The following is a 24,320-nucleotide window of genomic DNA, read 5'->3' as shown; positions in this document are numbered from 1 at the left end:
CATGACCGGCGTGAATGAGCCCGACCTTCCGGATTCCTCGAAGGGGAACGCACGTATGAACGAGGAAAAGCTCCGCTACTTTCTGAAGCGGGTGACTGCCGACCTGCACGAGACCCGCCGGCGACTGCAGGAGGTGGAGTCCGAGGACCGCGAGCCGATCGCGATCATCGGCATGAGCTGCCGCTACCCGGGCGGCGTCGCGTCGCCCGAGGACCTGTGGCGGCTCGTCTCCGAGGGCGGCGACGCGATCTCCCCCTTCCCCACCGACCGTGGCTGGGACATCGAGCGGCTCTTCAACGACGACCCGGACGGCCGGGGCACGAGCTACGTCCGCGAGGGCGGGTTCCTGCACGACGCCAACTACTTCGACCCGGCGTTCTTCGGGATCTCGCCGCGCGAGGCGCTCGCCATGGACCCCCAGCAGCGGCTGCTGCTGGAGACCACCTGGGAGGCGTTCGAGCGCGCGGGCATCGACGCCGCGTCGGCGCGCGGCACCCGGACCGGCGTCTTCGCCGGTGTGATGTACCACGACTACGCCTCCCGGCTGCGGGCCGTGCCGGCCGGCGTCGAGGGCTACCTCGGCACCGGCGGCTCCAGCAGCATCGCCTCCGGCCGGGTGTCGTACACCTTCGGCCTGGAGGGCCCGGCGGTCACCGTCGACACCGCCTGTTCGTCCTCCCTGGTGACGCTCCACCTGGCCGTGCAGGCGCTGCGCAACGGCGAGTGCACGATGGCGCTGGCCGGCGGTGTCACCGTGATGCCGACGCCCGGCACGTTCACCGAGTTCAGCCGCCAGCGCGGACTCTCCTTCGACGGCCGGTGCAAGTCGTTCGCGGACGCGGCCGACGGCACCGGCTGGTCCGAGGGTGCGGGCATGCTGCTGGTCGAGCGGCTCTCCGACGCCCGGAAGAACGGCCACCGGGTGCTGGCCGTCGTCCGGGGCAGCGCTGTCAACCAGGACGGCGCCAGCAACGGACTCACCGCGCCGAACGGCCCGTCCCAGCAGCGGGTGATCCGCCAGGCACTGGCCAGCGCCCGCCTGACGGCCGACCAGATCGACGTGGTCGAGGCGCACGGCACCGGCACCAAGCTCGGTGACCCGATCGAGGCCCAGGCCCTGCTGGCCACCTACGGCCGGGAGCGGCCGGCCGAGCGGCCGTTGCTGCTCGGCTCGATCAAGTCGAACGTCGGCCACACCCAGGCCGCCGCAGGCACCGCCGGCATCATCAAGATGGTCATGGCGATGCGCCACGGCGTGCTGCCCAAGTCCCTGCACGTCGACCGGCCCAGCTCGCACATCGACTGGGAGGCCGGCGCGGTCGAGCTGCTGACCGAGTCGCGGGCCTGGCCGGAGACCGGCCGCCCGCGTCGCGCCGCCGTCTCCTCCTTCGGCATCAGCGGCACCAATGCGCACCTGATCATCGAGCAGGCGCCGGAGCTGGAGGACGAGGCGTCCGACCCGGACGCGACCGACGACAGCGGCGACGAGTCGGTCGCCGCCGCCGTGCCGGCCAGGACCCTTCCCGTTCTGCCCTGGGTGCTGTCAGGCCGGGGTGAGGACGCCCTGCGGGCCCAGGCCGCCCGTCTGCACGCGCACGTGACGGACCGCCCGGACGCGGACCTGACCTCGCTCGGCTACGCGCTGGCCACCACACGCAGCGCCCTGGAGAACCGCGCGGCCGTGGTGGCCGGCGACCGCCAGGAGTTCCTGGACCGTCTCGCCGCGCTCGCCGCGGGGGACACCGCCGCCGGGCTGGTGCAGGGCACCGAGGCCAGGGGCCGGACGGCGTTCCTGTTCACCGGCCAGGGCAGTCAGCGGCTCGGGATGGGGCGTGAACTGTACGACGCCTACCCGGTGTTCGCCGACGCGCTGGACGAGGTCTGCGCGCAGCTCGAACTGCCGCTGAAGGACGTGCTGTTCGGCGAGGACGCCGAGGCGCTGAACCGGACCGAGTACACCCAGCCGGCGCTGTTCGCCATCGAGGTGGCGCTGTTCCGCCTCGTCGAATCCTGGGGCCTGCGCCCGGACTTCCTCTCCGGTCACTCGATCGGTGAGATCGCCGCCGCGCACGTCGCGGGCGTTCTCTCGCTCGCGGACGCCTGCACGCTGGTGGCCGCGCGTGGCCGTCTGATGCAGGAACTGCCCGCCGGTGGTGCGATGGTGGCGATCCAGGCCACCGAAGACGAGGTGCTTCCGCTGCTTACCGAGCGGGTGAGCATCGCGGCCGTCAACGGCCCGAACTCGCTGGTGATCGCGGGTGACGAGGACGCCGTCCTGGCTGTTGCAGCCGACCGCAAGTCCAAGCGCCTCACGGTCAGCCACGCGTTCCACTCGCCGCTGATGGAGCCGATGCTCGACGCCTTCCGTGAGGTCGTCGATGGGCTGACGTTCCACGCGCCGAAGATCCCGATCGTCTCCAACCTGACCGGCGAGGTCACGTCCGCCGACTTCTGGGTCCGCCACGTCCGCGAGGGCGTCCGCTTCCTGGACGGCATCCGCACCCTCGAAGCCCAGGGCGTCACGACGTTCGTCGAGCTCGGCCCGGACGGCGTGCTCTCCGCGCTGGCGCAGGACTGCGTCACCGGCGACGAGCACGCCTTCGTCCCGACCCTGCGCAAGGGCCGCCCCGAGGCCGAGGCGCTGACCACCGCCCTCGCCACGCTGCACGTCCGGGGCGTAGCCCTGGACTGGCCCGCCTACTACGCGGGCACCGGTGCCGACTGGGTCGAGCTGCCCACCTACGCGTTCCAACGTGAGCACTACTGGCTGGACGCGGGCGCCGACTTCGGCAGCGTCGGCTGGGCCGGGCTCGGGGCCGCTGAGCACCCGCTGCTGGGCGCGGCCGTCTCGCTGGCCGACGCCGACGGCTTCCTGTTCACCGGGCGGCTCTCGCTGGAGACGCACCCGTGGCTGGCCGACCACGCCGTCATGGGCTCGGTGCTGCTGCCGGGGACGGCGTTCGTGGAACTGGCGCTGCGCGCCGGTGTCCAGGCCGGCCACGACCGGTTGGACGAGCTCACCTTGGAGGCGCCGCTGATCCTGCCCGAGCAGGGCGCGGTGCTGCTGCAGATCGCGGTCGGCGCGCAGGACGGCGACGGTCGGCGCTCGTTGGCCTTCCACTCGCGGTTGGAGAACGCGCCGGAGGATGAACCGTGGCTGCGGCACGCCACCGGCGCGCTGCTGGAGAGCGGCCCGGAGGCGGCGTTCGACCTGCGGGTCTGGCCCCCGGCGGACGCACAGGAGATCGATGTCGACGGGCTCTACGAGGGCCTGGCCAGTGCGGGGTTCGCCTACGGTCCGGTCTTCCAGGGCCTGCAGGCCGCCTGGCAGCGCGGCGGCGAGGTCTTCGCCGAGGTGGAGCTGCCGGAGGGCATCGAGCCCGGCGCCGAGCTGTTCAGCCTGCACCCGGCGCTGCTGGATGCCGCGTTGCACGCGCTCGGGCTCGGCGACCTCGCCGCAGCCACCGGTCAGGGCGGACTGCCCTTCGCCTGGAGCGGCGTGCGCGTCCACTCGGTGGGTGCGAACGCCGTACGGGTACGGCTCTCCGCGACCGAAAACGGCACGGTGGCACTGGAGTTGGCGGATGTCACGGGCGCTCCCGTGGCGTCGGTGGAGAGCCTGACACTGCGTTCGGTCTCGGCCGGGCAGCTGAGCGCCGGTGGTCGTCAGGACGCGCTGTTCCGGGTGGAGTGGGTGGACGTTCCGGCCACCACCCCTGCTGCGGTGGGACGCCTGGCGGTGCTGGGTGCCGACCCGTTCGGCCTGCTGCCCGCCGACGACCGTTGCGCGGATCTCGACCAGCTGGCTCAACGTGACTCCGGCATGCCGGACTTCGTCTTTGTTTCGCCCGCGCTCGACGGTGACACCGTCGCCGCCGCGCACCTGGCTGCCGAGCGGACGTTGGCGTTGCTTCAGCGGTGGTCGGCGGATGAGCGGTTCGCGGGTTCGTGCCTGGTCTTCGTGACCTCGGGTGCGGTGGCCGCCGTCCCGGGTGAGCCGGTGGACGCCCTGGCGGGTGCGGCCGTGTGGGGTCTGGTGCGCTCGGCGCAGTCGGAGAACCCGGGCCGCTTCCTGCTGCTGGACATCGACGGGACCGAGGGTCTGTCGGCGGCACTGACCGCGGGGGAGCCACAACTCGCCCTCCGCGCAGGCACGCTGAAGGCCGCGCGGTTGGCGCGAGCCGTTGCCGAGGGCGACGCCCCGACCTGGGGCGGCGAGGGCGCGGTGCTGGTCACCGGTGCCTCGGGTTCGCTGGGCGGCCTGGTCGCCCGCCACCTGGTGACCGAGCACGGCGTGCGGAGCCTGTTGTTGGTGAGCCGTCGTGGTGCGGCGGCCGAGGGTGCTGCCGAACTGGCGGCCGAGTTGGCCGACTTGGGCGCTGAGGCGACGTGGGCGGCGTGTGATGTCGCGGACCGTGAGGCGCTGGCCGGCCTGCTGGCCGAGCACCCGCTCTCGGCCGTGGTGCACACCGCCGGCGTCCTGGACGACGGCGTGATCGGCTCGCTCACCCCCGAGCGCCTGGCCCACGTGCTGCGTCCGAAGGTGGACGCCGCCTGGAACCTGCACGAACTGACCCGCGACATGGACCTGTCGGCGTTCGTGCTCTTCTCCTCCGCCGCCGGTGTCTTCGGTGGCGCGGGCCAGGGCAACTACGCCGCTGCCAACGCGTTCCTGGACGCTCTCGCCCAGCACCGCGCCGCACTCGGCCTGCCCGCGACCTCACTGGCCTGGGGCCTGTGGGCGAACGAGGCGGGCATGGGCGGTGCGCTGGACGAGGCCGAGCTGAGCCGCCTTCAGCGCGGCGGTGTCCAGGCGCTCTCCACCACGCAGGGCCTGGAGCTCTTCGACGCGGCGACCGCCGGCGCCGAACCCCTGCTGGTCCCGATGACGCTGGACCTCGCTGCCCTGCGCCCGCAGGCCGCCGCCGGCCTGCTGCCGCCGCTGCTGCGCGGCCTGGTCCGGGCGCCGGCCCGCCGCGCCGCCCGCTCCGGCGCCGCCCAGTCCGGCGCGCTGGCCCAGCAGTTGGCCGGCGCCTCGGAGGCCGAGGCGGACCGGATCGTGCTGGAGCTGGTCCGCACGTACGTGTCCACGGTGCTCGGCTACTCCGGGCCCGAGGCCGTCGACCCGCAACGGGCCTTCAGCGAGGTCGGCTTCGACTCGCTGACCGCCGTCGAGCTGCGCAACCGGCTCGGCACGGCCACCGGCGTCCGGCTGCCCGCGACGCTGATCTTCGACTACCCGACCCCCAACGCGCTCGCCCGCTACCTGCGCGGCGAGGCCCAGGGCACCGCCGCCGAGGTGGCGGCCCCCCTGCGCGCCGCCACGGCGGCCGACGACGACCCGATCGCCATCGTCGCGATGAGCTGCCGGTTCCCCGGCGGGGTGCAGTCGCCGGAGGACCTCTGGACGCTGGTCACCGAGGGCCGTGACGCCATCACGGACATGCCGACCGACCGGGGCTGGGACATCGAGGGCCTCTACGGCGACGACCCGGAGCTCCAGGGCACCGGCTACGCCCGCAACGGCGGCTTCCTGCACGAGGCGCACCACTTCGACCCCACCCTCTTCGGGATCTCGCCGCGCGAGGCCCTCGCGATGGACCCGCAACAGCGCCTGCTGCTGGAGACCTCGTGGGAGGCGTTCGAGCGCGCGGGGATCGACCCGACCACGGTGGGCGGCAGCCGGACCGGCGTCTACACCGGCGTCATGTACAACGACTACGGGACACTGCTGCACCGCGCGCCGGACGGCCTTGAGGGCTTCATGGGCACGGCCAGTGCGGGCAGTGTCGCTTCCGGCCGGGTGTCGTACACCTTCGGCCTGGAGGGCCCGGCGGTCACCGTGGACACCGCCTGTTCGTCCTCGCTGGTGACCCTGCACCTGGCCGTTCAGGCGCTGCGCAGCGGCGAGTGCACGCTCGCGCTGGCCGGCGGCGTGACCGTGATGGCGACCCCGGGAACGTTCGTCGCCTTCAGCAAGCAGCGCGGCCTCGCCTCCGACGGCCGGTGCAAGCCGTTCGCCTCGGAGGCCGACGGCACGGCCTGGGGCGAGGGCGTGGGCATGCTGCTCGTCGAGCGGCTCTCCGACGCGCGCCGCAACGGGCACCCGGTGCTGGCGATCGTCAGCGGCAGCGCCGTCAACCAGGACGGCGCCAGCAACGGCCTGACCGCGCCGAACGGCCCCTCCCAGCAGCGGGTGATCCGCCAGGCGCTGGCCAACGCCCGGCTGTCGGCGGACCAGGTGGCCGTGGTCGAGGCGCACGGTACCGGCACCACGCTGGGCGACCCGATCGAGGCCCAGGCCCTGCTGGCCACCTACGGCCAGGACCGCGACGCGGACCAGCCGCTCTGGCTCGGCTCGATCAAGTCCAACTTCGGCCACACCCAGGCGGCCGCCGGCGTCGCGGGCATCATCAAGATGGTCAAGGCCATCGAGCACGGCGTGCTGCCCAAGTCGCTGCACATCAACGAGCCGTCGCCGCACGTGGACTGGTCGGCCGGCGCGGTCGAGCTGCTGACCCGGGAGATCAGCTGGCCGGAGACCGGCCGTCCGCGCCGCGCCGCCGTCTCCTCCTTCGGGATCAGCGGCACCAACGCGCACGTCATCCTGGAAGAGGCCCCTGCCGCCCGGCCCGCACCCCCCGCCGCGCCCGCGCCGGCCGAGGGCACCGCCGTGCCGTGGGTGCTGTCGGGCAAGAGCGAGAGCGCACTGCGCGCTCAGGCCGGGCGACTGGCGGACCGACTGGAGGCGGACCCCGACCTCCGGCCGGTCGACGTCGGCTACGCGCTGGCGACCACCCGGAGCACGCTGGAGCACCGCGCGGCCGTCGTCGCCGAGGACCGCGCCGGGTTCCTGGCGGGCCTGGCGGCGCTGGCCGCCGGCGAGTCGGCGGCCGGCCTGGTCGAGGGCTCGCCGGTCGGCGGCAAGCTGGCCTTCCTGTTCGCCGGACAGGGCAGCCAGCGGCTCGGCATGGGCCATGAACTGCACGCCGCGCAGCCGGTGTTCGCCGCCGCGCTGGACGAGGTCTGCGCCCACCTGGACAGCCACCTCGCACGGCCGCTCAAGGAGGTGATGTTCGGCGACGACGAGGAGCTGCTGGAACGCACCGAGTTCACCCAGCCCGCGCTCTTCGCCGTCGAGGTGGCGCTGTTCCGCCTCGCCGAGGCCTGGGGCCTGAAGCCGGACTTCCTCTCCGGCCACTCGATCGGCGAGATCGTCGCCGCGCACGTCGCGGGCGTCCTCTCGCTCCCCGACGCAGCCGCCCTGGTGGCCGCCCGCGGTCGCCTGATGCAGGAGCTGCCCGCCGGTGGCGCGATGGCGGCCGTCCAGGCGACCGAGGCGGAGGTCCTGCCGCTGCTCACCGAGCGGGTCGGCATCGCGGCCGTCAACGGCCCGAACTCCCTCGTCGTCGCCGGTGACGAGGACGCGGTGGCCGAGGTCGTCGCGGCCTTCGTCGTCCGGGGCCGCAAGACCAAGCGGCTGGCGGTCAGCCACGCCGCGCACTCGCCGCGGATGGACGCCATGCTGGACGACTTCCGCGCGGTCGCCGAGGGCGTGGTCTTCCACCCGCCGGTGATCCCGATCGTCTCCAACCTCACCGGCGCCGTGGTCTCGGCGCAGGAAGTCGGCTCCGCCGACTTCTGGGTCCGGCACGTGCGCCAGGCGGTCCGCTTCTTCGACGGCGTCCGAGCTCTGGAGGCCGAGGGCGTGCGCACCTTCGTCGAGCTCGGCCCGGACGGCGTGCTCAGCGCGATGGGCCAGGAGTGCGCGAGTGCGCAGGACGTGGTGTTCGCCCCGGCGCTGCGCTCCGGCCGGCCGGAGGCGCGGTCGTTCACGGCCGCCGTCGCCCGGGCCCACGTCCGGGGCGTCCCGGTGGACTGGAACGCCGTCTTCGCCGGCACCGGCGCCGCCCGCGTCGACCTGCCCACCTACGCCTTCCAGCACCGGCGTTACTGGATCGAGGTGCCCGCCTCGGTGGGCGACGTCGCCGCCGCCGGACTCGGTGCGGCGCACCACCCGCTGCTCGGCGCGGCCGTCGAACTGCCCGACTCCGACGGCTTCCTGCTCACCGGCCGGCTCTCCCTGCAGACCCACCCCTGGTTGGCGGACCACGCGGTCGCCGACACCGTCCTGCTGCCCGGCACCGCCTTCGTCGAGCTGGCGATCCGGGCCGGCGACGAGGTCGGCTGCGACCTCCTGGAGGAGCTGACGCTGGAGGCGCCGCTGCTGCTGCCGGAGCACGGCGGCGTCCAGCTGCGGCTGAGCGTCGGCGCGGCCGACGACTCGGCGCGCCGGACGGTGGAGGTGTACTCGCGGCCGGAGGAGGCCGCGGGCGCCGACGGCCGACCGGACCAGCCGTGGAGTCGGCACGCCACCGGCGTGCTGGCTACCGCGGTGGCGGGCCCGGCCCCCGAGGGCCTGCCGGCCTGGCCGCCGGCCGACGCCGTCGCCTTGGACGTCGAGGCGCTCTACGAGCAGTTCGCCGCCGGCGGGCTGGGCTACGGCCCGGCGTTCCAGGGTGTGCGGGCCGCGTGGCGGCGCGACGGCGAGGTCTTCGCCGAACTGCTGCTGCCCGAGCCGCAGCGCGCGGACGCGGCCCTGTTCGGCCTGCACCCCGCGCTGCTGGACGCGGCGCTGCACGGCGTCGCGCTCGGCGACTTCCTCAGCGCGGGCGACGGCGACGGGATCCGGCTGCCGTTCTCCTGGAGCGGCGTCAGCCTGCACGCCGCCGGCGCCACCGCACTGCGGGTGCGGATCGCCCCGGCCGGCCCGGACGCGGTCGCCCTCACGGTGGCCGACCAGGCCGGGGAGCCGGTTGCCTCGGTGGAGTCGCTGGTCCTGCGGCGCCTGGCCGCCGGGCAGCTGCGGTCCACGCGCACCGCCTACCACGAGTCGCTCTTCCGGCTGGAGTGGATCCCGCTGCCGTCCCGTCCGGTCGCCCCCGCGGCCACCGGACGGTGGGCGCTGGTCGGCTCCGACGACCAGCTGCCCGGCCTGGCGCGGGCGGCGGGCGTGGACTGCGACGTCTACGCCGACCTCGCCGCCCTGGCGGGCGTGGTGGCCGCGGGCAAGCCCCGGCCGGACGTCGTCCTGTTCGCCCCGGCCCCGGTCACCGGCCACGACCTGGCGGCGGACGCCCGCGGCGCCGCGCACGCGGCGCTGGAGGGCGTCCAGAGCTGGCTTGCCGAGGAGGCCTTCGCCGGCTCCCGGTTGGTCTTCGTGACCAGCGGCGCCACCGGTCCCGGCGCCGAGCCGGCCGGCCTGGCCCAGACCCCCGTCTGGGGCCTGGTGCGGACCGCGCAGACGGAGAACCCGGACCGGTTCGTCCTGCTGGACCTGGACGGTACGGAGGCCTCCCACCGTGCGCTGCCCGCCGCGCTGGCCGCCGCCGAGCCGCAGCTCGCGCTGCGGGCCGGCGACCTCCACGCGCCCCGGCTGGTCCCGGTGGCGGTGGACCCCGAGGCGGTGCCCGCCGCGACATTCGATCCGGACGGCACGGTCCTGGTCACCGGCGCCACCGGCGTGCTCGGCGGGCTGCTCGCCCGCCACCTGGTCGCCGAGCACAGGGTGCGGCACCTGCTGCTCACCGGCCGGCGCGGGATCCTGACGGCCGGCGCCGCCGACCTGGTCGCCGAACTGACCGCCCAGGGCGCCGAGGTGACCGTCGCGGCCTGCGACGCTGCCGACCGCCGGGCGCTGGCCGCGCTGCTCGCCGAGGTGCCCGCCGCGCACCCGCTCACCGCCGTGGTGCACGTCGCCGGGGTGCTGGACGACGCGGTGATCCCGGACCTGACGCCGGAGCGGCTGGACACCGTGCTGCGCCCGAAGGTGGACGCGGCGCTGAACCTGCACGAGTTGACCAAGGACGCCGGCCTCTCGGCGTTCGTGCTCTTCTCCTCGGCGGCCGGCACCTTCGGCGCGCCGGGGCAGGGCAACTACGCGGCCGCCAACACCTTCCTGGACGCGCTGGCCGAGCACCGCCGCTCGGCGGGCCTGCCCGCGCTCTCGCTGGCCTGGGGCCTGTGGGAGCAGCGCAGCGCGCTGACCGGTGACATGACGGCGGCGGACGTCCAGCGGATGGCCCGCTCGGGCCTGGCGCCGCTCTCCTCGCAGGAGGGGCTGGCGCTGTTCGACACGGCCAGGTCCGTCCAGGGCGAGGCGGTGTTGGTGCCGCTGCACCTGGACGTCGTGCCGCTGCGCGCCCAGGCCCAGGCCGGCGCGCTGCCCGCGGTGTTCCGCGCCCTGGTGCCCGTTGGCGGCCGGCGCACCGCGGCGGCCGCCACGGACCTCCCGGCCGGTCCGCCGCTGGCCCAGCGCCTCGCCGGGCTGGACGAGGCCGCGCAGCAGGAACTGCTGTTGGAGCTGGTCCGCGCGCAGGCGGCCGTCGTGCTCGGGTACCCGTCCACGGACACGGTGGTCGCGGCCGCCGGGTTCCTGGAGCTGGGCTTCGACTCGCTGACCTCGGTGGAGCTGCGCAACCGGCTGAACGTGGCCACCGGCCTGCGGCTGCCGGCCACCCTGCTCTTCGACCACCCGACGCCGGCCCTGGTCGCGCAGCAGCTGCGCGAGCGGCTGGCCGACGCGTCCGCCGAGGGCGGCGCGTCGGCGGCGGACCGGGACGCGGGCGGCGAGGAGCCGTCCGGCGTGTTCGGCGCGATGATGCGCGAGGCCGGGGAGCTCGGCAGGCAGCAGGAGTTCATGCGGCTGCTGATGGACGTCTCGCAGTTCCGGCCGTCCTTCACCGGCGCCGCCGACCTTCGCCGGCCGCCGGCCCTGGTGCGGCTGGCGCGCGGCGAGGCCGAGGCCGGGCCGGCCCTGGTCTGCTTCTCCTCGATCCTGTCGATCTCGGGACCGCACCAGTACGCGCGGTTCGCCGCCGGCTTCCGCGGCCGGCGGGACCTCTGGGCGATGGGCAACCCCGGCTTCCTGACCGGGGAGCAGCTGCCCGCGAGCCGCGAGGCGGTGATCGAGGCGCAGGCCGAGGCCGTCCTGCGGCAGCTGGACGGCGCGCCGTTCGCGCTGCTCGGCCACTCCTCCGGCGGAATGCTCGCGCACGAGGTGGCCGTCCGGCTGGAGAGCGCCGGGGTCTTCCCGGAGGCGGTCCTGCTGCTCGACATCTACTCGCAGGACCGGGACGCGGCGGTGGGCATCCAGCCCGGGCTGGCGGCCGGGATCGGTGAGCGGCAGGACAGCTACGTTCCGGTGGACGACGCCCGACTGCTCGCCATGGGTGCGTACTTCCGGCTCTTCGGGGAGTGGACGCCCCAGCCGCTGAAGACCCCGACCCTGCTGGTGCGGGCCGCCGAGCAGCTCTTCGACTGGTCCAGGGACGGCGACTGGCGCTCCTACTGGGACCTGGAGCACACCGCGCTCGACGTGCCCGGCAACCACTTCACCATGATGGAGGAGCACGCCGGGGCGACGGCGCAGGCGGTGCAGGACTGGCTCACCGCCGGGCCGGGCGCCTGACCCGGGGACACCGAAAGGGGCCGGTCCCCGCTCCCCCCGGAGTTCACCGGGGGAGCGGGGACCGGCCCCTGGCCGGTTCCTGGGACGCGGTCAGCGGGCCCGGGGAACGCGCTGGCGCTTGCCGGGGCCCACCGTGACGACCTGGAAGTTGTCCTTGGTGCAGTCCAGGCGGTGGAACAGGTTGTCCGGGCCGGCGATGCAGAGCTTGGTGACGCCGGCCGTGCGCAGCGCCCCGACCACCTTCGGCCAGTCGATCGGCAGGTCGAAGGTGTCCAGCAGCATCGTGCGCAGCCGGTCGGCGGTGGTGATGACGCTGCCGTCCTGGTCGGTGACGATCGGCAGCTTCGGGTCGGCGAACTCGTAGCGCGGGAAGACCTCTTCGGCGGCCCGCCGGCGCAGCTCGGTGAAGGCGGGCGCGTGCACCGCCGGGACCATGGTGTACATCGAGTACCCGCCGGCCTGGCTGATCCGCTGCTTGAAGCCCTCCAGGTCCCGCTCGGAGAGCGAGACCATGTGGAAGCCGCTGTCCAGGTGCCCGGAGAAGTCGTACCAGCGCCCGCGCTCGTCGAAGTCCGCGAGGATCTCGGCCAGCTTCTCCGGCGCCGTGCGCACGAAGGTGTGGGTGACCGCGTCCTGGTACTCCTCGGTGAAGTACCGCTGCTCGACCCGGGCCAGTTCGGCGGTCAGCCGGACCACCTCGGGGAAGGGCAACGCGCCGGTGTACGCGGTGGCGGCCTTCTGGCCGAAGCTGGGGCCCACGCAGAGGCCGGGGACGATGCCCAGCTCCTCCTCGGCCCGGTCGGCGGAGGCCATCGAGTTGACCAGGAAGGCGATCTGGGTCGCCTCGGAGTAGTCCTCCTCGGATTCCCGCAGGCGGTCGAAGACCGAATAGCCGAGTGCCTCGTCGGCCTCCGCGAGCCGTTTGCGGGCGAACGGGTCGAGCATCAGGAACTTCCCCACCTCGGAGAAGCTTGAAGGTCCCATGCCGGGGAACACGATGGCGGTGTTGGTCGATTCGGAAGCCGTCAAGGTCTGGTGCCCTTACTCCTGGGAACGGTACCGGCCGGGGCGCCGATGCGGGCCTGCCGTGCACCGCACCTGCTGGGCCGCAGAGAACATGCTTTCCATGTCTAGCACCGACGTTCGTCCGACGGCCCGGAGCAGCCCGCAGACCGGGGGTGCCCGTGCCAGGTCAGGGGCTGTGAGGGGGTGTGGCCGGACTGTCCGGCGCTGTCGTCCCACCAGGGCGCAATTGATCGCCGACGAGGGGGAGGCAGGGGGTTGCGGTGCCACGGAACAGGCTCATAGCCTCGCAGAATGAGCCCTTCTACCGACAGGGTGCGGAACAACTCGTGAATAGCTCGACAGATGCCACGGAGCCCGGGCCCGGCGGCGTCGGTCTCATACGGATTCTGCAGCCGGGGATTGCCAGCAGCTTTCGGCTGGTTTTCTTCCCCGAGTCCGCCGAGTCCATTGCCTACTACCTCTCGCTGGCGGAACTGCTGCTCCCCACCGTCGAGGTCCTGGTCGTCCAGTACCCGGTCGCCGCGGGCGGTGACGCGGGCGCGCGGACGACGGACGACGCGCAGCTGGCCGACCGGATCTTCGAGGCGTTGGGGGAGTGGACCGACGGGCCGGTGGCGCTCTTCGGGCACCGGGCCGGCGCGGATCTCGCCTTCCGGGTCGCCGAACGCTGGGAACGGGACTGCGGGACGGCGGTGCTGACGCTCTTCGTCTCCGCCCGGGCGGCCCGCCTGACGCTGCCGCTGGGCCCGCCGACGCTCGGCTGCCGGGTCGTCGCCCTGGTCGGTGAGCACACGCCGGACGCCCCGCGGCGCGGTGTGCGGGGCTGGCGGCGGTGTACCAGCGGGCGGTTCGACCTGGAGGTTTTACCCGACTCCTACGACTACCTGGACTCCTGCCGCCGGGAGATCGTCAACCTGGTGCACGACCAGCTGCTCTCCCAGCCGCCCCCCGACGCCGAGTGAGATCCGGCGCAGGGGGAGCGGCTGAGGGCGGTTCCGGTCTCAGGGCGGTTCCGGTCTCAGGTGTAGGGCAGCTCAACCGGCGCGATGCCGTGGAACAGGTCGCCGGGGCCGGGGTTGTCGGGGTGCGTCGCGCCACCGAGGTGGTTGAGCACCCCCCACACCGCGTTGAGCGCGGTGGTGACCGCCCCCTCGGCGAAGCCGGCCGTCCAGGAGACGTCGTCGCCGCAGAGGAAGAAGCCCTGCTGCCGCTCGTCCAGGTCCTCCTGCATGAACTGGGTGAACAGCCGCCGCTGGTAGCGGTACTGGCCCGGCAGGTTGGACTTGAAAGCGCCCATGAAGCTCGGCTCGGTCTCCCAGCTGATGGCCAGCGGTTCGCCGAGGATGTGCGAGCGGATGTCCAGGCCCGGGTAGATCAGGGCCAGCCTGGTCAGCAGCACCTCCAGCCGTTCTTCGGCGTCGAGCGTGGCGAACTTCAGCGAGTCGTCGTTCCAGGTGTACGACAGGCACATCACGGCGGGCCGGTCGGGGCCGTCGTCGAAGAGGTAGACGCCGCGCGGCATCCGGTCGGTGAGCGTCATGCTCATCGCGTCCTGGCCGGTGACCGGGTCGGTGTCCAGCCAGAACGGCCGGTCGACCAGCACGAACAGCTTGGACGCGCCCATGTAGTGGGTGCGTTCGATCGCCGTCCAGTGGTCGGTGGGCAGCAGCGCGGGGTCGCTCTCGATCCGGTTCAGCAGGGTCCACACGTGCGGGCTGAAGACGACGGCGGGGAACTCCCGCCGCCCGCCGCTCTCGTCCTCGACCCGGAAGCCCTGCGCGGTGCGCAGCAGTCGGGTCACCGCGGGCTGTGGCGCGCCGTCGTGCAGGGAAGCCAGTGACGTCCCCTGCGGCCAGTGCGCGAGCGTCGCCGGCCGGTGCTCCCACAGGCCGCGCGGCACCTGCTGGGAGCCGCCGACGATGGCGACCTGGTGGTCGTCCGCCTCGGTGTAGACGACCCGCAGGATCTCCAGCACGGAGTTGGGGAAGTCGGTGTCCCAGCCGCCGGTGCCGAAGCCGACCTGACCGAAGATCTCCCGGTGCCGGAAGGACTGGAAGGCCGAGGAGGTGGCGAGGAAGCCGTAGAACGACTGGTCGTCGAACTCCCGGACCAGCCGGTTCCAGACGTTCTTCAGGGTCTCCACGTCGCGGCGCTGGATCGCGTCGCGCATGGTCGACAGCTCGGCGCGCTCCTGCAGCGCCTTCTCCCAGGCGTCGGCGACCTCCTGGTAGACGTTCGGCAGGTCGTCGAGCGAACGGCCGCGGTGCTGGGCGCCGTTCAGGTCGATCAGGGTGCTGGAGGTGCTCGGGCCCAGCGGATTGGGGAACGGGCGGGTGGGCAGCGCCAACAGGTCGATGTAGTGGAACAGGGCCTGCGCGGAGACCGGGAACCGCATGGCCCCCATCTCCGCGAGGCAGTCCGGGTTTCCGGGGAAGGGCGTGGAGCGCATCCGCCCGCCCAGCTGCTCCGCCTCGTAGACGACCGGGCGCAGGCCCAGCCGCATGAGCTCGTACGCGGCGGTCAGGCCGGCCATGCCGCCGCCGACCACCGCGACCTCGGTGCCGGCCGCGCCGGGCGGCAGGGCTCCGAGGCCGGCCGGATGGCGGAGCCAGCCGTCGTAGGAGAAGGGGAAGTCCGGCACCAGCATCGTCGTCGGAGCCGGTCTGGCTGACGTCATGGGAGAACCTCTCGGGGCCGAGTCGGCTGTGCGTGAAGCGACATCGGGGAATTCCCGGCTCAGACCGTCGGACGGTCTAAGTCAAGGCAGAGCCAGGCTCGTGCCGACAGCGGCCCCACGCTATTTTCGCGGCGGCCGGACGATCAACCCCTATCCACCCTTGCTGACCGGCAGTCACGGACCGGACGACGATTTTCCGCCGATGCACCGGAAACCCGCCGAAATCGTGCGCGCTCGAATAGTGTCGACGCGATGACGAAATCTGGGGAGGAAGTGAGCATGCACACCCGAAAGCTGACGTTTGTGGTCGGCACCGGCCGATGTGGTTCGACGGCATTGTCGCAGGTCGTCAATCTGCACCCGGACATGCTGAGCGTGAACGAACTGTTCGCGAGCGTGCCGGGCCCGCAGGTGCTGGGCGACGAGCCGATGAGCGGCACCGAGTTCTGGGGCCACCTGGCCCGGCCGAACCCGGTGGCCGACACCATGCTCCGCAACGGCGCCCCGCCGCCCGAGTTCCTCTACAACCGCCGCCCGCGGGGGCGCTACCGCGTGGAGACCACCGGCATCCCCGCCGTCAGCATGATGGTCCTGCCGCACCTGACCGACGATCCGGACGGCCTGTTGGACGCGCTGGAGCCCGAGGTCAGCGCCTGGCCCGTGCGCTCCCCGGCCCGCCACTGGGAGGCGTTCTTCGACGCCCTGGCGGTGCGTTTCGGCGACCCGGGCGCGGTCGTCGAGCGCTCCGGCCTCTCGCTGGGCCGGGTGCCGCAGCTGCGCCGGCTCTTCCCGCACGCGCGCTTCGTCCACCTCTACCGGGACGGGCCGGACTGCGCGCTGTCGATGAGCCGGCACGTCGGGTTCCGGTTGCTCCTGCTGATGTGGGAGATGGCCGACCGGTGCGGCCTGGCCTCCCCGCACGAGCTGACCGCCGAGCACGCCGCCACGCTGCCGGCCGACCTCGCGCCGCTGCTCGGCGAGCGGTTCGATCCGGCGCTGGTGCTGGACCGGCCGATGCCGCTGAGCGTCTTCGGCGGGCTCTGGTCGCACCTGGTGGTCGACGGCGTGGACCGGCTGGAGGAGATCCCGCAGTCGCAGCGCAGCACCCTCCGCTACGAGCAGCTGATCGCCGATCCGCGCGGTGAACTGAAGCGGCTGGCCGACTTCGCGGGTGTCGAGGCGGACCCGCGGTGGCTGACCGCCGGCGCCGCTCTGCTGGATGGCGGCCGGTGCGGCGCCGCGCTGAATCTGCCGGCCGACGAACTCGCCGCACTGCGTCGCAGCTGCGAGCCGGGAATGCGGGCACTGGCCCGGCACGGCTGCTGAGAGAGCGCATGGTGAGGGGCGGTTAGGGGTTGCCGGGGGATTCGGCCGCCGCCTACATTTCGCGGTGGGTATGCGCGCATGCGCGCAATTCTCCGCCGAATCGCGGCGGCCGGAATCCCACGCGGATTGAACCGGCGTGTCTCTGCTGCCCGCCGGCAATCGCGTCCCACCGGACGAGAGTACATCTGATGATCAAAGTGCGCGGCCTCACCAAAACATTCAGAGGCCGGGGAAACACCGTTCAGGCGGTGAACGGAGTCGACCTCGATGTCGCCGAAGGCGAGATCGTCGGATTCCTCGGCCCCAACGGAGCGGGCAAGACGACCACCCTGCGCATGCTCTCCACGCTGCTGCGGCCCACCTCCGGCGAGGCCATGGTGGCCGGGTGCGATCTGCTCGACGACCCGGCCGGCGTCCGCCTGCGGATCGGGTACGTGGGCCAGGGCAACGGCGCCGGCGCCGACCAGCGGGTCGGCGAGGAACTGATCACCCAGGCACGGCTGTACGGCATGACCCGGGCCGCCGCCCGGCAGCGGGTGGACGAGCTGCTCACCCGCTACGAACTGCAGGGCATGGCCGGCCGCACCGTGCGGACCCTCTCCGGGGGCCAGCGCCGGCGGCTGGACATCGTGATGGGCGTCCTGCACCGGCCGCCGCTGGTCTTCCTGGACGAGCCGTCCGCCGCGCTGGACCCGCAGAGCCGCAGCAACCTCTGGCAGCACATCAGTTCGCTGCGCGACGAGCACGGCAGCACGATCTTCCTCACCACGCACTACCTCGACGAGGTGGACGCGCTGTGTGAGCGGATCCTGGTCATCGACGGCGGCCGGATCATCACCGAGGGCACCCCGGACGGCCTCAAGGGCGAGATCTCCGGTGACCTGGTGACCCTGGAGCCCGCCGACCCGGCGGCCGCCGCCGCGAGCGCCGAACAGCTCCCGGGCGCGCGGGAGGTCACCGTCGACGGTGCCACCGTCAGCTTCCGGGTCTCCCACGGTGACACCGCCGCACCGGAGTTGATGCGCACGCTGGAGGCGGCCGGAAACCCGGTGCGCGCGGTGCAGATCAAGCGGCCGACCCTCGACGACGTGTTCCTGACCCTCACCGGGCGCAGCCTGCGCGACGCCGACGCCAACCCCGAACCGGGACAGGGAGAATGACCGTGCGACTCCTCCAGCAGACCCGACTGGTCTTCGTCCGCTCCAGCCGCCCCTGGCTGCGCAGCCCGATGGCGCTCCTGGTGGGCGTGGCCGGGCCGCTGGTCTATCTCCTGCTCTTCGGGCCGCTGTTGAAGGGCACCGTCGTGCGGGGCGGCGGCAACCCCTGGCAGTGGTTCGTGCCGGGGATGCTGATGCAGCTCACCCTGTTCGGCGCCGCCTACGCCGGGTTCTCGCTGATCCCCGAACTGCGCTCCGGGGTGATGGAGCGACTGCGGGTCGCGCCGGTCAGCCGGGCGGCGCTGCTGCTCGGCCGGGTGATCAGTGACGTGTTCCAACTGGCGCTGCAGGGCGTGCTGTTGCTGGCAACCGCGACCGCGCTGGGCTTCCGTGCCTCGGTGCCGGCGATGGCGCTGGCGCTGACCCTGACGGCGGTGCTCGGTGCGGCGATCAGCTCGGCCTCCTACACGCTGGCGCTGAAGATCAAGGAGGAGTACAAGTTCGCCCCGCTGCTCAGCATGCTGCTGGTGCCGCTGATGCTGCTTTCCGGCGTCCTGCTCCCGATGGACGCCGCGCCGTCCTGGTTGCACACGCTCTCCCGGCTCAACCCGCTCACCCACGTGGTGGACGCGCTGCGCGCCATCGCGGTCGGGCACTACGGCTCGCACGCCACGCTGACCGGCGCCGTGGTCGCCGTCGTGCTGGCGGTGCTGGCGGTGGCCTGGGGAATGCGCACGATGAGCCGCGAACTCGGCTGACAGAGAAAGAAGTTCGGGCCGGTCCGCTCCCGCTGGGGAGCAGACCGGCCCGTTCGCGTCCGGGGTGGTACCGGACGCGGGTGCTCAGGCCGCGACCGCGATCGCGGTGACGATCAGACCGTGCCGGGCGACCCAGCCCCCGTCGAACCGGCTGACCAGCCGCCCGTCGGAGTGCCGCCCGGGCCGCAGCACCCGGGCGTGGAAGGTCCCGGACCGCCCGGCCACCCCGGCGGCGGGCGGATCCTGGGTGAACCTGATCTCCGCGTCCTCGAACTCCAACTCGGTTCGCATCAGCGGGTACCAGGTCTTGTAGACGCTCTCCTTGGCGCTGAACAGCAGCCGCCCGCGGTGCGGCAGCCCGCCGCCGCCCGGTGCGGCCGCCGCCCAGGCGGCCTCCGACGGCAGCGCGATGGACTCCAGCACCCCCGACGGCAGCGGCGCGTCCGGCTCGGCGTCGATCCCCACGGCCAGCAGCCGCGAGTCCCGCGCCAGCGCCGCCGCCCGGTAGCCGTCGCAGTGCGTCATGCTGCCCACCACGCCGGCCGGCCACTGCGGCGCGTTGCGCACTCCGGGCAGCACCGGCGTGGGCGGCAGGCCCAGTTCGGTCAGCGCCTGCCGCGCACAGGCCCGTACGGTGGCGCTCTCCCGCCGGCGGTCGTCCGGCAGGCCGGCGAGCAGGGCCACCTCCTGCGGGAAGAGCCCGTCCTCGCCGAAGTCCTCGAAGGAGTAGGCGCAGGCCGCCGCCGGTATCAGCTCGTCGATCATCGGGTGCTCGTTCCCTGGCCGGCCGTCGTCGCGGCCCCGTTCGGTGCCGTCGCCGGCTGCGCCGGGTAGGGCAGGATCTGGCGCAGCAGGCCCTTGGGGTGGCCGCGCCTGCGCCACTCGCGCGGGTAGCCGATCGAGACCTCCTCGAAGCGGACGCCGTCGTACCAGGTGGTCCGCGGGATGTGCAGGTGCCCGTAGACGACCGCGGCGGTGGTGAACCGCTGGTGCCAGTCGGCCGTCAGCTCGGTCCCGCACCACTGAGCGAACTCCGGGTAGTGCAGCACCCTGGTGGGCTCGCGGACCAGCGGGTAGTGGTTGACCAGCACCAGCGGGACGGCCGGGTCGTGCGCCGCCAGCCGTCGTTCGGTCTCCGCCACCCGGGCCCGGCACCAGGCGCCGCGGTCCGGGTAGGGGTCGGGGTGCAGCAGGTACTCGTCGCTGCAGACCACGCCCGTCTCGTGCGCGTAGGCGAGCGACTGCGCGACGGTGTCGGTGCCCGGCGCGCGGAAGGAGTAGTCGTAGAGCACGAAGAGCGGCGCCACGGCGACCGGTCCGCCGGGGCCGGTCCACACGGGGTACGGGTCCTCGGGGGTCAACACCCCGAGGCCACGGCAGAGTTCGACCAGATGACGGTAGCGGGCCACCCCGCGCAGCTGCACTCTGTCCTCGCGCGGGGTCCACAGCTCGTGGTTGCCCGGCGCCCAGACGACGGTGCTGAAGCGGTCCTTGAGCAGGCGCAGCGCCCACTCGATGTCCTCGGTCATCTCGCCGACGTCCCCGGCCACGAGCAACCAGTCCTCGTCGCTGCCGGGCCGCAGCGACTCCAGGATCGCGCGGTTCTCGGACATCCCGATGTGCAGGTCGCTCACCGCGAGCAGCCGTCCGCCGGACGGCGCGCTGCGGGTGGTCGGATCGGTCCGGCCGGTCGGGCCGGTCTGGTCAGGCGGTGTGGGCGACATCGAAATCCAAGCTGGTCGGCAGGTCCTGGCGGTGCCTGACATCGATCTTCCGGTAGACCCGGGTGAGGTGTTGCTCGACGGTACTGATCGTGATGAAGAGCTTGCCGGCGATCTCCCGGTTGGTGTACCCGTACGCGGCCAGCGAGGCGACCCGCCGTTCGGCCGCGGTCAGCGCGACCTCGCCGGTGCCGCCGGCCGCAGCCCCGGCCGCCGGCTCGGCTGCGCTGCCCGCAGCCGAGTCGGCGGCCGCGGCCGCGGCAGCGCTCGCGGTGGCCGCACCGGTGCGGGCCGGGGCGGCCGGCTCCGCGGTGCCGCGTCCGGACGCGCCCTGCAGCGAGCGGTAGAGCTCCTCGGCCCCGCAGCCGTCCGCCATCCGCGAGGCCCGGCGGACCAGCGGCCGGCTCTTGGCCGGATCGCCGAGGAGCTTGTGGGCCTGGCCGAGGTCGGCCAGCACCCGCGCCGTCTCGTACCAGTCGCCGCCGTCCTGCAGCTGTTCCAGTGCGCGGCCCAGCAGTTCGGGGCGGCTCCTGGCCGGCGCGCTCGCGGCGAGCACCCGCAGGGCCGCGCCGCTGGTGCGCGGCAGGGCGGATCCGGCCAGGTCCAGCTGCTCCTGGGCGAGCGCCCCCGCGCGTTCGGCGTTGCCCAGCTTCAGCCACACCTCCGCGGCGCCGGTGCGCCAGGGCACCAGCGCCGGCGAGTCCAGCGACCAGGCCCGCATCTCCTCGCCGCAGGCCAGGAAGTTGTCGAGCGCGGCGTGGTGGCGTCCGGTGGCCAGCCGGTGGCGGCCGAGCGCGTAGCGGTAGTGCAGGCCGAAGCGGGTCATGAACATCGTCTGCGGGACCGGCCGGTCCAGGTGTTCGGCCGCGGCGTCGTGGTGGCCCATCGCGGTCCGCGCCTCCACGAGGACCGAGAGCGGCAGCCCGATACCGACACCCCAGCCGTGCGCCGGGAGCTGCTCAAGGGCGGACTCGGCCTGTTCGACCGCCTCGGTGAGCCGGCCGCGGCGCAGCGAGACGAGGGCGCGGGTGGCGGTGAGGGTGGCCGTCCAGGCCGGGGCCCGCAGGTCGGCCGTCTGGGCGAGCAGCCGGTCGCACCAGAGCGCGGCGGCGGCGAGCCGGTCGGTGTACACGAGCGTCAGCAGCGCGGTGGCCAGCGCGTCCAGACTCTGGTCGGAGACCGGAGCGCTCTGCAGCACCTGCTCCGCGGTGGCCGCGGCGCCGGGCTCGGTGTGCTGGCCGAGCGCGACGGACAGCGCGCCCAGGGCCTTGAGCCGGGTGGCGGTGGGCAGCACCGGCATCGGCGCGGGTCCGAAGCGGGCCGGCAGCAGCGGGCCGACCTGGGTCAGCACGCCGGGGTAGGTGCAGGCCAACGTCTTTCGGGTGAACCGGAGTTCGGAGTCGAGCAGCGGGTCGTTCGGGTCTCCGGTGCTGCACACCCGGCGGATCGCCGCGGCCGCGTCGTCCATCCAGCCGTGCCACATCAGGCCGTGGGCCAGGTTCAGCGTGCAGCCGGACGGCAGCTGCCCGGAGCGGGCCGGGCCGGCCAGCGACTGCACCAGCTGGGCGGCGGCGGACGGCTTGAACCGCCAGGTCAGCCGTGCCCGAGAGGCCCGCAGCACCAGCCGCTGCTGCTCGTCCGAGCAGCTCAGTTCGGCCAGCCGCAGACATCGGATCGCCAGCGCCGCCTCGTCCGTGGCCAGCGCCTCCTGGGCGGCGTCCTGCAGGACCTGGGACACCCAGTGCGCCGGCTGCTCGGGCAGGCCGTGGGCGAGCAACTGGCCTGCGACGTCCAGCGGAGAGGCGCCGTCCTCGTGCAGCAGCCGGGCGGCCCGGTAGCGCAGGTCCGCACCCTCGTCGGTGGGCAGGTCCTCCAGGACGGCGCTGCGGGCCGCCTCGTGGCGGAAGTTCATGCCCTCCAGGATGCCGGCCTCCTGCTGGGTGGCCAGCGCGAGCCGCAGCCCCGACTCCGAGACCCCGGTCAGCCCGCGCAGGACGGTCGCGGAGGCCATGCTGTCCAGCAGCGCGACCCCGCGGGCGACCAGCAGGCTGTCGCTGCCACTGCGGTGGACGCACGCGAGGACGGCCTGCCGGAACAGGTCCCCGGCGCGTGGCCCGCACTCCGTCGAGCCGCCGGCGCCGTGGTCGTCCAGCAGGGCGCGCAGCAGCAGCGGGCTGCCGCCGGTGAACTGGTGGAAGCGGGGGGCCAGCTGGGCGCCCTCGGCCTGCCCGAGCTCCGCCGTGAGCAGCCGGGTCACCGCGTCGACACCGAGCGGACCGAGCGCGATCCGGCAGGCCCGGGGCTGGTCCAGCAGGTCGGCGAGGACCGGCGGCAGCCCGCCGGGGTGCAGGCCGTGGGTGGCGATCAGGGTCAGCTGGGCGGAGTCGTAGCAGCGCGTGAGATACGTCAGACAGCGCAGCGACTGGGGGTCGGCGAACTGGATGTCGTCGATGGCGATCAGGACCGGGCCCTGCGCGGCGAGGCCGGTCAGCGTGCGCAGGACGTCCTGCAGGAAGCGCGGCGGGACCTGCGCCGTCTCGCCGGTCGGGACCTCGACGGGGTCGCCGGTGGCCGGGCCGGTCTGCAGGAGCTGTTCCAGCAGGGCGTAGGGGAAGTGCTGTTCGGCTGGTGACGCGACGGCGCTGAGCAGCCTGACCCCCCGGGCCGCGGCGTGCCCCGACACCAGGTGCAGCAGCTCCGTCTTGCCCGAGCCCACCGCACCACTGACGACACCGAGTCCGCAACGGTCCTCAGGGCCCCCACCCAGCTGTCCGTCGAGGAGTTGTATGAGACGAGCGATCTCGTCGTCCCGGTCCACAAGCACGTCCAAGCATCCTTCCCGTTCGCGCCTCGCACGGGTCCGGACGGCATGACGGCGCAGCGGACTGCCGCTGCTGCCGGCCGTGCCAACGGGTCCCCGTGCGCTGTGCGTTGTATGCCACGGCCGGTCTGTCGGCCGCCCTCCGTACCGCGTGCAGGCGGTGGAGTCTGCGCATCCCCGTCTAGCCACCGCGCTCTGCGCGGGCCCCGCTCTCCCCCTCCGCTGGACCGTCCCCGGGCGTTCGGGCGGGCGCTCCCGGCACCGGCCAAAATCGCATGGCGCAGCCCCGGGCTGACGGTCCCCTCGTGCCGTCCGCTCACCTGTTCGTGACTGTAGCAATGTCAGATGTCAGGTGATGGCATCTGACCAGCCGTTAGGTCGTCATAAACCCGCTAATTCTTGTCTCATTAGCTGTTGGCCCGGGCTGGAGCCACCGACAGGACTGGAGATTCCACTGATCCCGCCCTGGTGACAGGGGTGGTGCGCGTGGCGCCGGTGCCCTGCGGCGGCCCGGTGGGGGCGGTTCGGTGGCGGCTTGGTGAAAATGTGGGTTTGGCCACGCGGGGGTTGGGTACGACGAACCCGGAGCTGCTGCGGACCCGGTCCCGGCAGGCGCCGTGCTGTGCCGTACCCGCAGACCTGCGGACACGGCCTGCCCGAGAGTCAGAACCGGTCCGCTGACCGGTTTTTGGTGGCGCTTCGGTGGGTGTCCGTGCGCAGAAGTTCCACAAGATCTGCGGCATGGCCCGGCAGCCGGGCGGGCAGTCCTGGAGTCGGGCGGCCCCCGATCCGCTGGCACACAATGGCGCGAGAAGTGTCGGAGCAGTTCTTACGAGATGGTGAATTCTCAACGGTTCCCACTGCCGGGCGGGCGCCATTCGTTGATTACTCAACCATTAGTCTGGCGTTGATCAGCTGATCTTCCGGCGGTGAAGAGCGGTCCCCCGGAAGGCGCCCGGCTTTCCCCGAAAAGCCATTTCAGGGGGTCCGGCCCGGCGGTTACGCGGCTGGGTGTATTCGAACTGTGCGGTCGGGTGCCCCGTACCCCGAAGTACCCGGGTGGTCTACCCCAATCTAGGGGTACCCCCTACCTCGGTCGCTCTGCCTAACATGACAACCGTCGGGGCCTCGGATCACCGTGCCACCGACGGCGCCGCTGCGAGGGCGCCGGCCGCACGGCCGAAGCAGCAAGCGGCCACGTCTTCCTGAGCGGCCGTCGGGGAAAAGCCGCGAGCGCGGATCCACGCGGATCCGTCCTTCGGCCTGCCCGCTTCCGTCGCGTCGGCACAGGCTCGCCCGTCTGGCGGGCCGGATCCACACATGTCGCAGAGAGAGCCTGCCGGGCACCGGGTGCCCCGCAGGAG

The 24,320-nt window shown here is 73.3% G+C and carries 10 protein-coding genes; 5 read left to right on the top strand and 5 right to left on the bottom strand.

Annotation, left to right across the window (positions count from 1 at the left end; all coding sequences use genetic code 11):
• Position 1: 1 nt before the first annotated feature.
• The gene (locus BS80_RS11955) at positions 2 to 11,470 is read left to right on the top strand and encodes a type I polyketide synthase (protein ID WP_408607364.1); all 11,469 of its coding nucleotides are present in this window, start codon (positions 2 to 4) and stop codon (positions 11,468 to 11,470) included.
• A 90-nt stretch (positions 11,471 to 11,560) separates the two neighbouring features.
• On the opposite strand, the gene BS80_RS11950 is transcribed toward BS80_RS11955, so the two are convergent.
• Positions 11,561 to 12,499, bottom strand: coding sequence for an ACP S-malonyltransferase (locus tag BS80_RS11950; RefSeq protein ID WP_157536172.1), 939 nt, complete (start codon positions 12,497 to 12,499; stop codon positions 11,561 to 11,563).
• Between the two features lie 323 nt (positions 12,500 to 12,822).
• Between BS80_RS11950 and BS80_RS11945 the strand changes: the two genes are divergently transcribed.
• Positions 12,823 to 13,458, top strand: coding sequence for a thioesterase II family protein (locus tag BS80_RS11945; RefSeq protein WP_035796298.1), 636 nt, complete (start codon positions 12,823 to 12,825; stop codon positions 13,456 to 13,458).
• A gap of 56 nt (positions 13,459 to 13,514) precedes the next feature.
• Here BS80_RS11945 and BS80_RS11940 read toward each other — a convergent pair whose 3' ends face one another.
• Positions 13,515 to 15,173 (bottom strand): flavin monoamine oxidase family protein, encoded by a 1,659-nt coding sequence (locus BS80_RS11940; protein ID WP_035796295.1) that lies wholly within the window; start codon positions 15,171 to 15,173, stop codon positions 13,515 to 13,517.
• 279 nt (positions 15,174 to 15,452) lie between these two features.
• Here BS80_RS11940 and BS80_RS11935 point away from each other — a divergent pair, with 279 nt between their 5' ends.
• The 3 genes from BS80_RS11935 (at position 15,453) to BS80_RS11925 (ending at position 18,414) form a co-directional block, all read left to right on the top strand.
• Positions 15,453 to 16,499 (top strand): sulfotransferase family protein, encoded by a 1,047-nt coding sequence (locus BS80_RS11935; protein ID WP_035796292.1) that lies wholly within the window; start codon positions 15,453 to 15,455, stop codon positions 16,497 to 16,499.
• Between the two features lie 248 nt (positions 16,500 to 16,747).
• Positions 16,748 to 17,659 carry an ATP-binding cassette domain-containing protein gene (locus tag BS80_RS11930; protein WP_232246442.1) on the top strand — a complete coding sequence of 304 codons (912 nt, stop codon included), beginning with the start codon at positions 16,748 to 16,750 and terminating at the stop codon, positions 17,657 to 17,659.
• A 2-nt stretch (positions 17,660 to 17,661) separates the two neighbouring features.
• Positions 17,662 to 18,414 (top strand): ABC transporter permease, encoded by a 753-nt coding sequence (locus tag BS80_RS11925; RefSeq protein WP_232246441.1) that lies wholly within the window; start codon positions 17,662 to 17,664, stop codon positions 18,412 to 18,414.
• An 84-nt stretch (positions 18,415 to 18,498) separates the two neighbouring features.
• Here the strand turns inward: BS80_RS11925 and BS80_RS11920 are convergent, their stop codons facing one another.
• Genes BS80_RS11920 through BS80_RS11910 form a run of 3 tightly spaced genes read right to left on the bottom strand, consistent with a single transcriptional unit; the run spans position 18,499 to position 22,959 of the window.
• Positions 18,499 to 19,179 carry a 4'-phosphopantetheinyl transferase family protein gene (locus tag BS80_RS11920; RefSeq protein WP_035796284.1) on the bottom strand — a complete coding sequence of 227 codons (681 nt, stop codon included), beginning with the start codon at positions 19,177 to 19,179 and terminating at the stop codon, positions 18,499 to 18,501.
• Positions 19,176 to 20,138, bottom strand: a complete 963-nt coding sequence (locus BS80_RS11915) for a metallophosphoesterase family protein (protein WP_035796282.1) — start codon at positions 20,136 to 20,138, stop codon at positions 19,176 to 19,178. Before BS80_RS11915 ends, BS80_RS11920 begins: the two co-directional genes overlap by 4 nt.
• Entirely contained in the window at positions 20,119 to 22,959 is a 2,841-nt protein-coding gene (locus BS80_RS11910; RefSeq protein ID WP_232246480.1) for a helix-turn-helix transcriptional regulator, read from the bottom strand. The genes BS80_RS11915 and BS80_RS11910 overlap by 20 nt, the downstream gene beginning before the upstream one ends.
• Positions 22,960 to 24,320 lie beyond the last annotated feature (1,361 nt).

The sequence above is a fragment of the Kitasatospora mediocidica KCTC 9733 genome (assembly GCF_000744225.1).
Classification (GTDB): Bacteria; Actinomycetota; Actinomycetes; order Streptomycetales; family Streptomycetaceae; genus Kitasatospora; species Kitasatospora mediocidica.
The sequence above is the reverse complement of the archived record's forward strand: the minus strand, read 5'-3'. Positions and strand labels throughout refer to the sequence as shown.

What these genes read in the sequence shown, in the direction of transcription:
- BS80_RS11940 (WP_035796295.1), bottom strand. Translation starts at nt 15,173, where the DNA reads ATGACGTCAGCCAGACCGGCTCCGACGACGATGCTGGTGCCGGACTTC.
- BS80_RS11955 (WP_408607364.1), top strand. Translation starts at nt 2, where the DNA reads ATGACCGGCGTGAATGAGCCCGACCTTCCGGATTCCTCGAAGGGGAAC.
- BS80_RS11935 (WP_035796292.1), top strand. Translation starts at nt 15,453, where the DNA reads ATGCACACCCGAAAGCTGACGTTTGTGGTCGGCACCGGCCGATGTGGT.
- BS80_RS11920 (WP_035796284.1), bottom strand. Translation starts at nt 19,179, where the DNA reads ATGATCGACGAGCTGATACCGGCGGCGGCCTGCGCCTACTCCTTCGAG.
- BS80_RS11915 (WP_035796282.1), bottom strand. Translation starts at nt 20,138, where the DNA reads ATGTCGCCCACACCGCCTGACCAGACCGGCCCGACCGGCCGGACCGAT.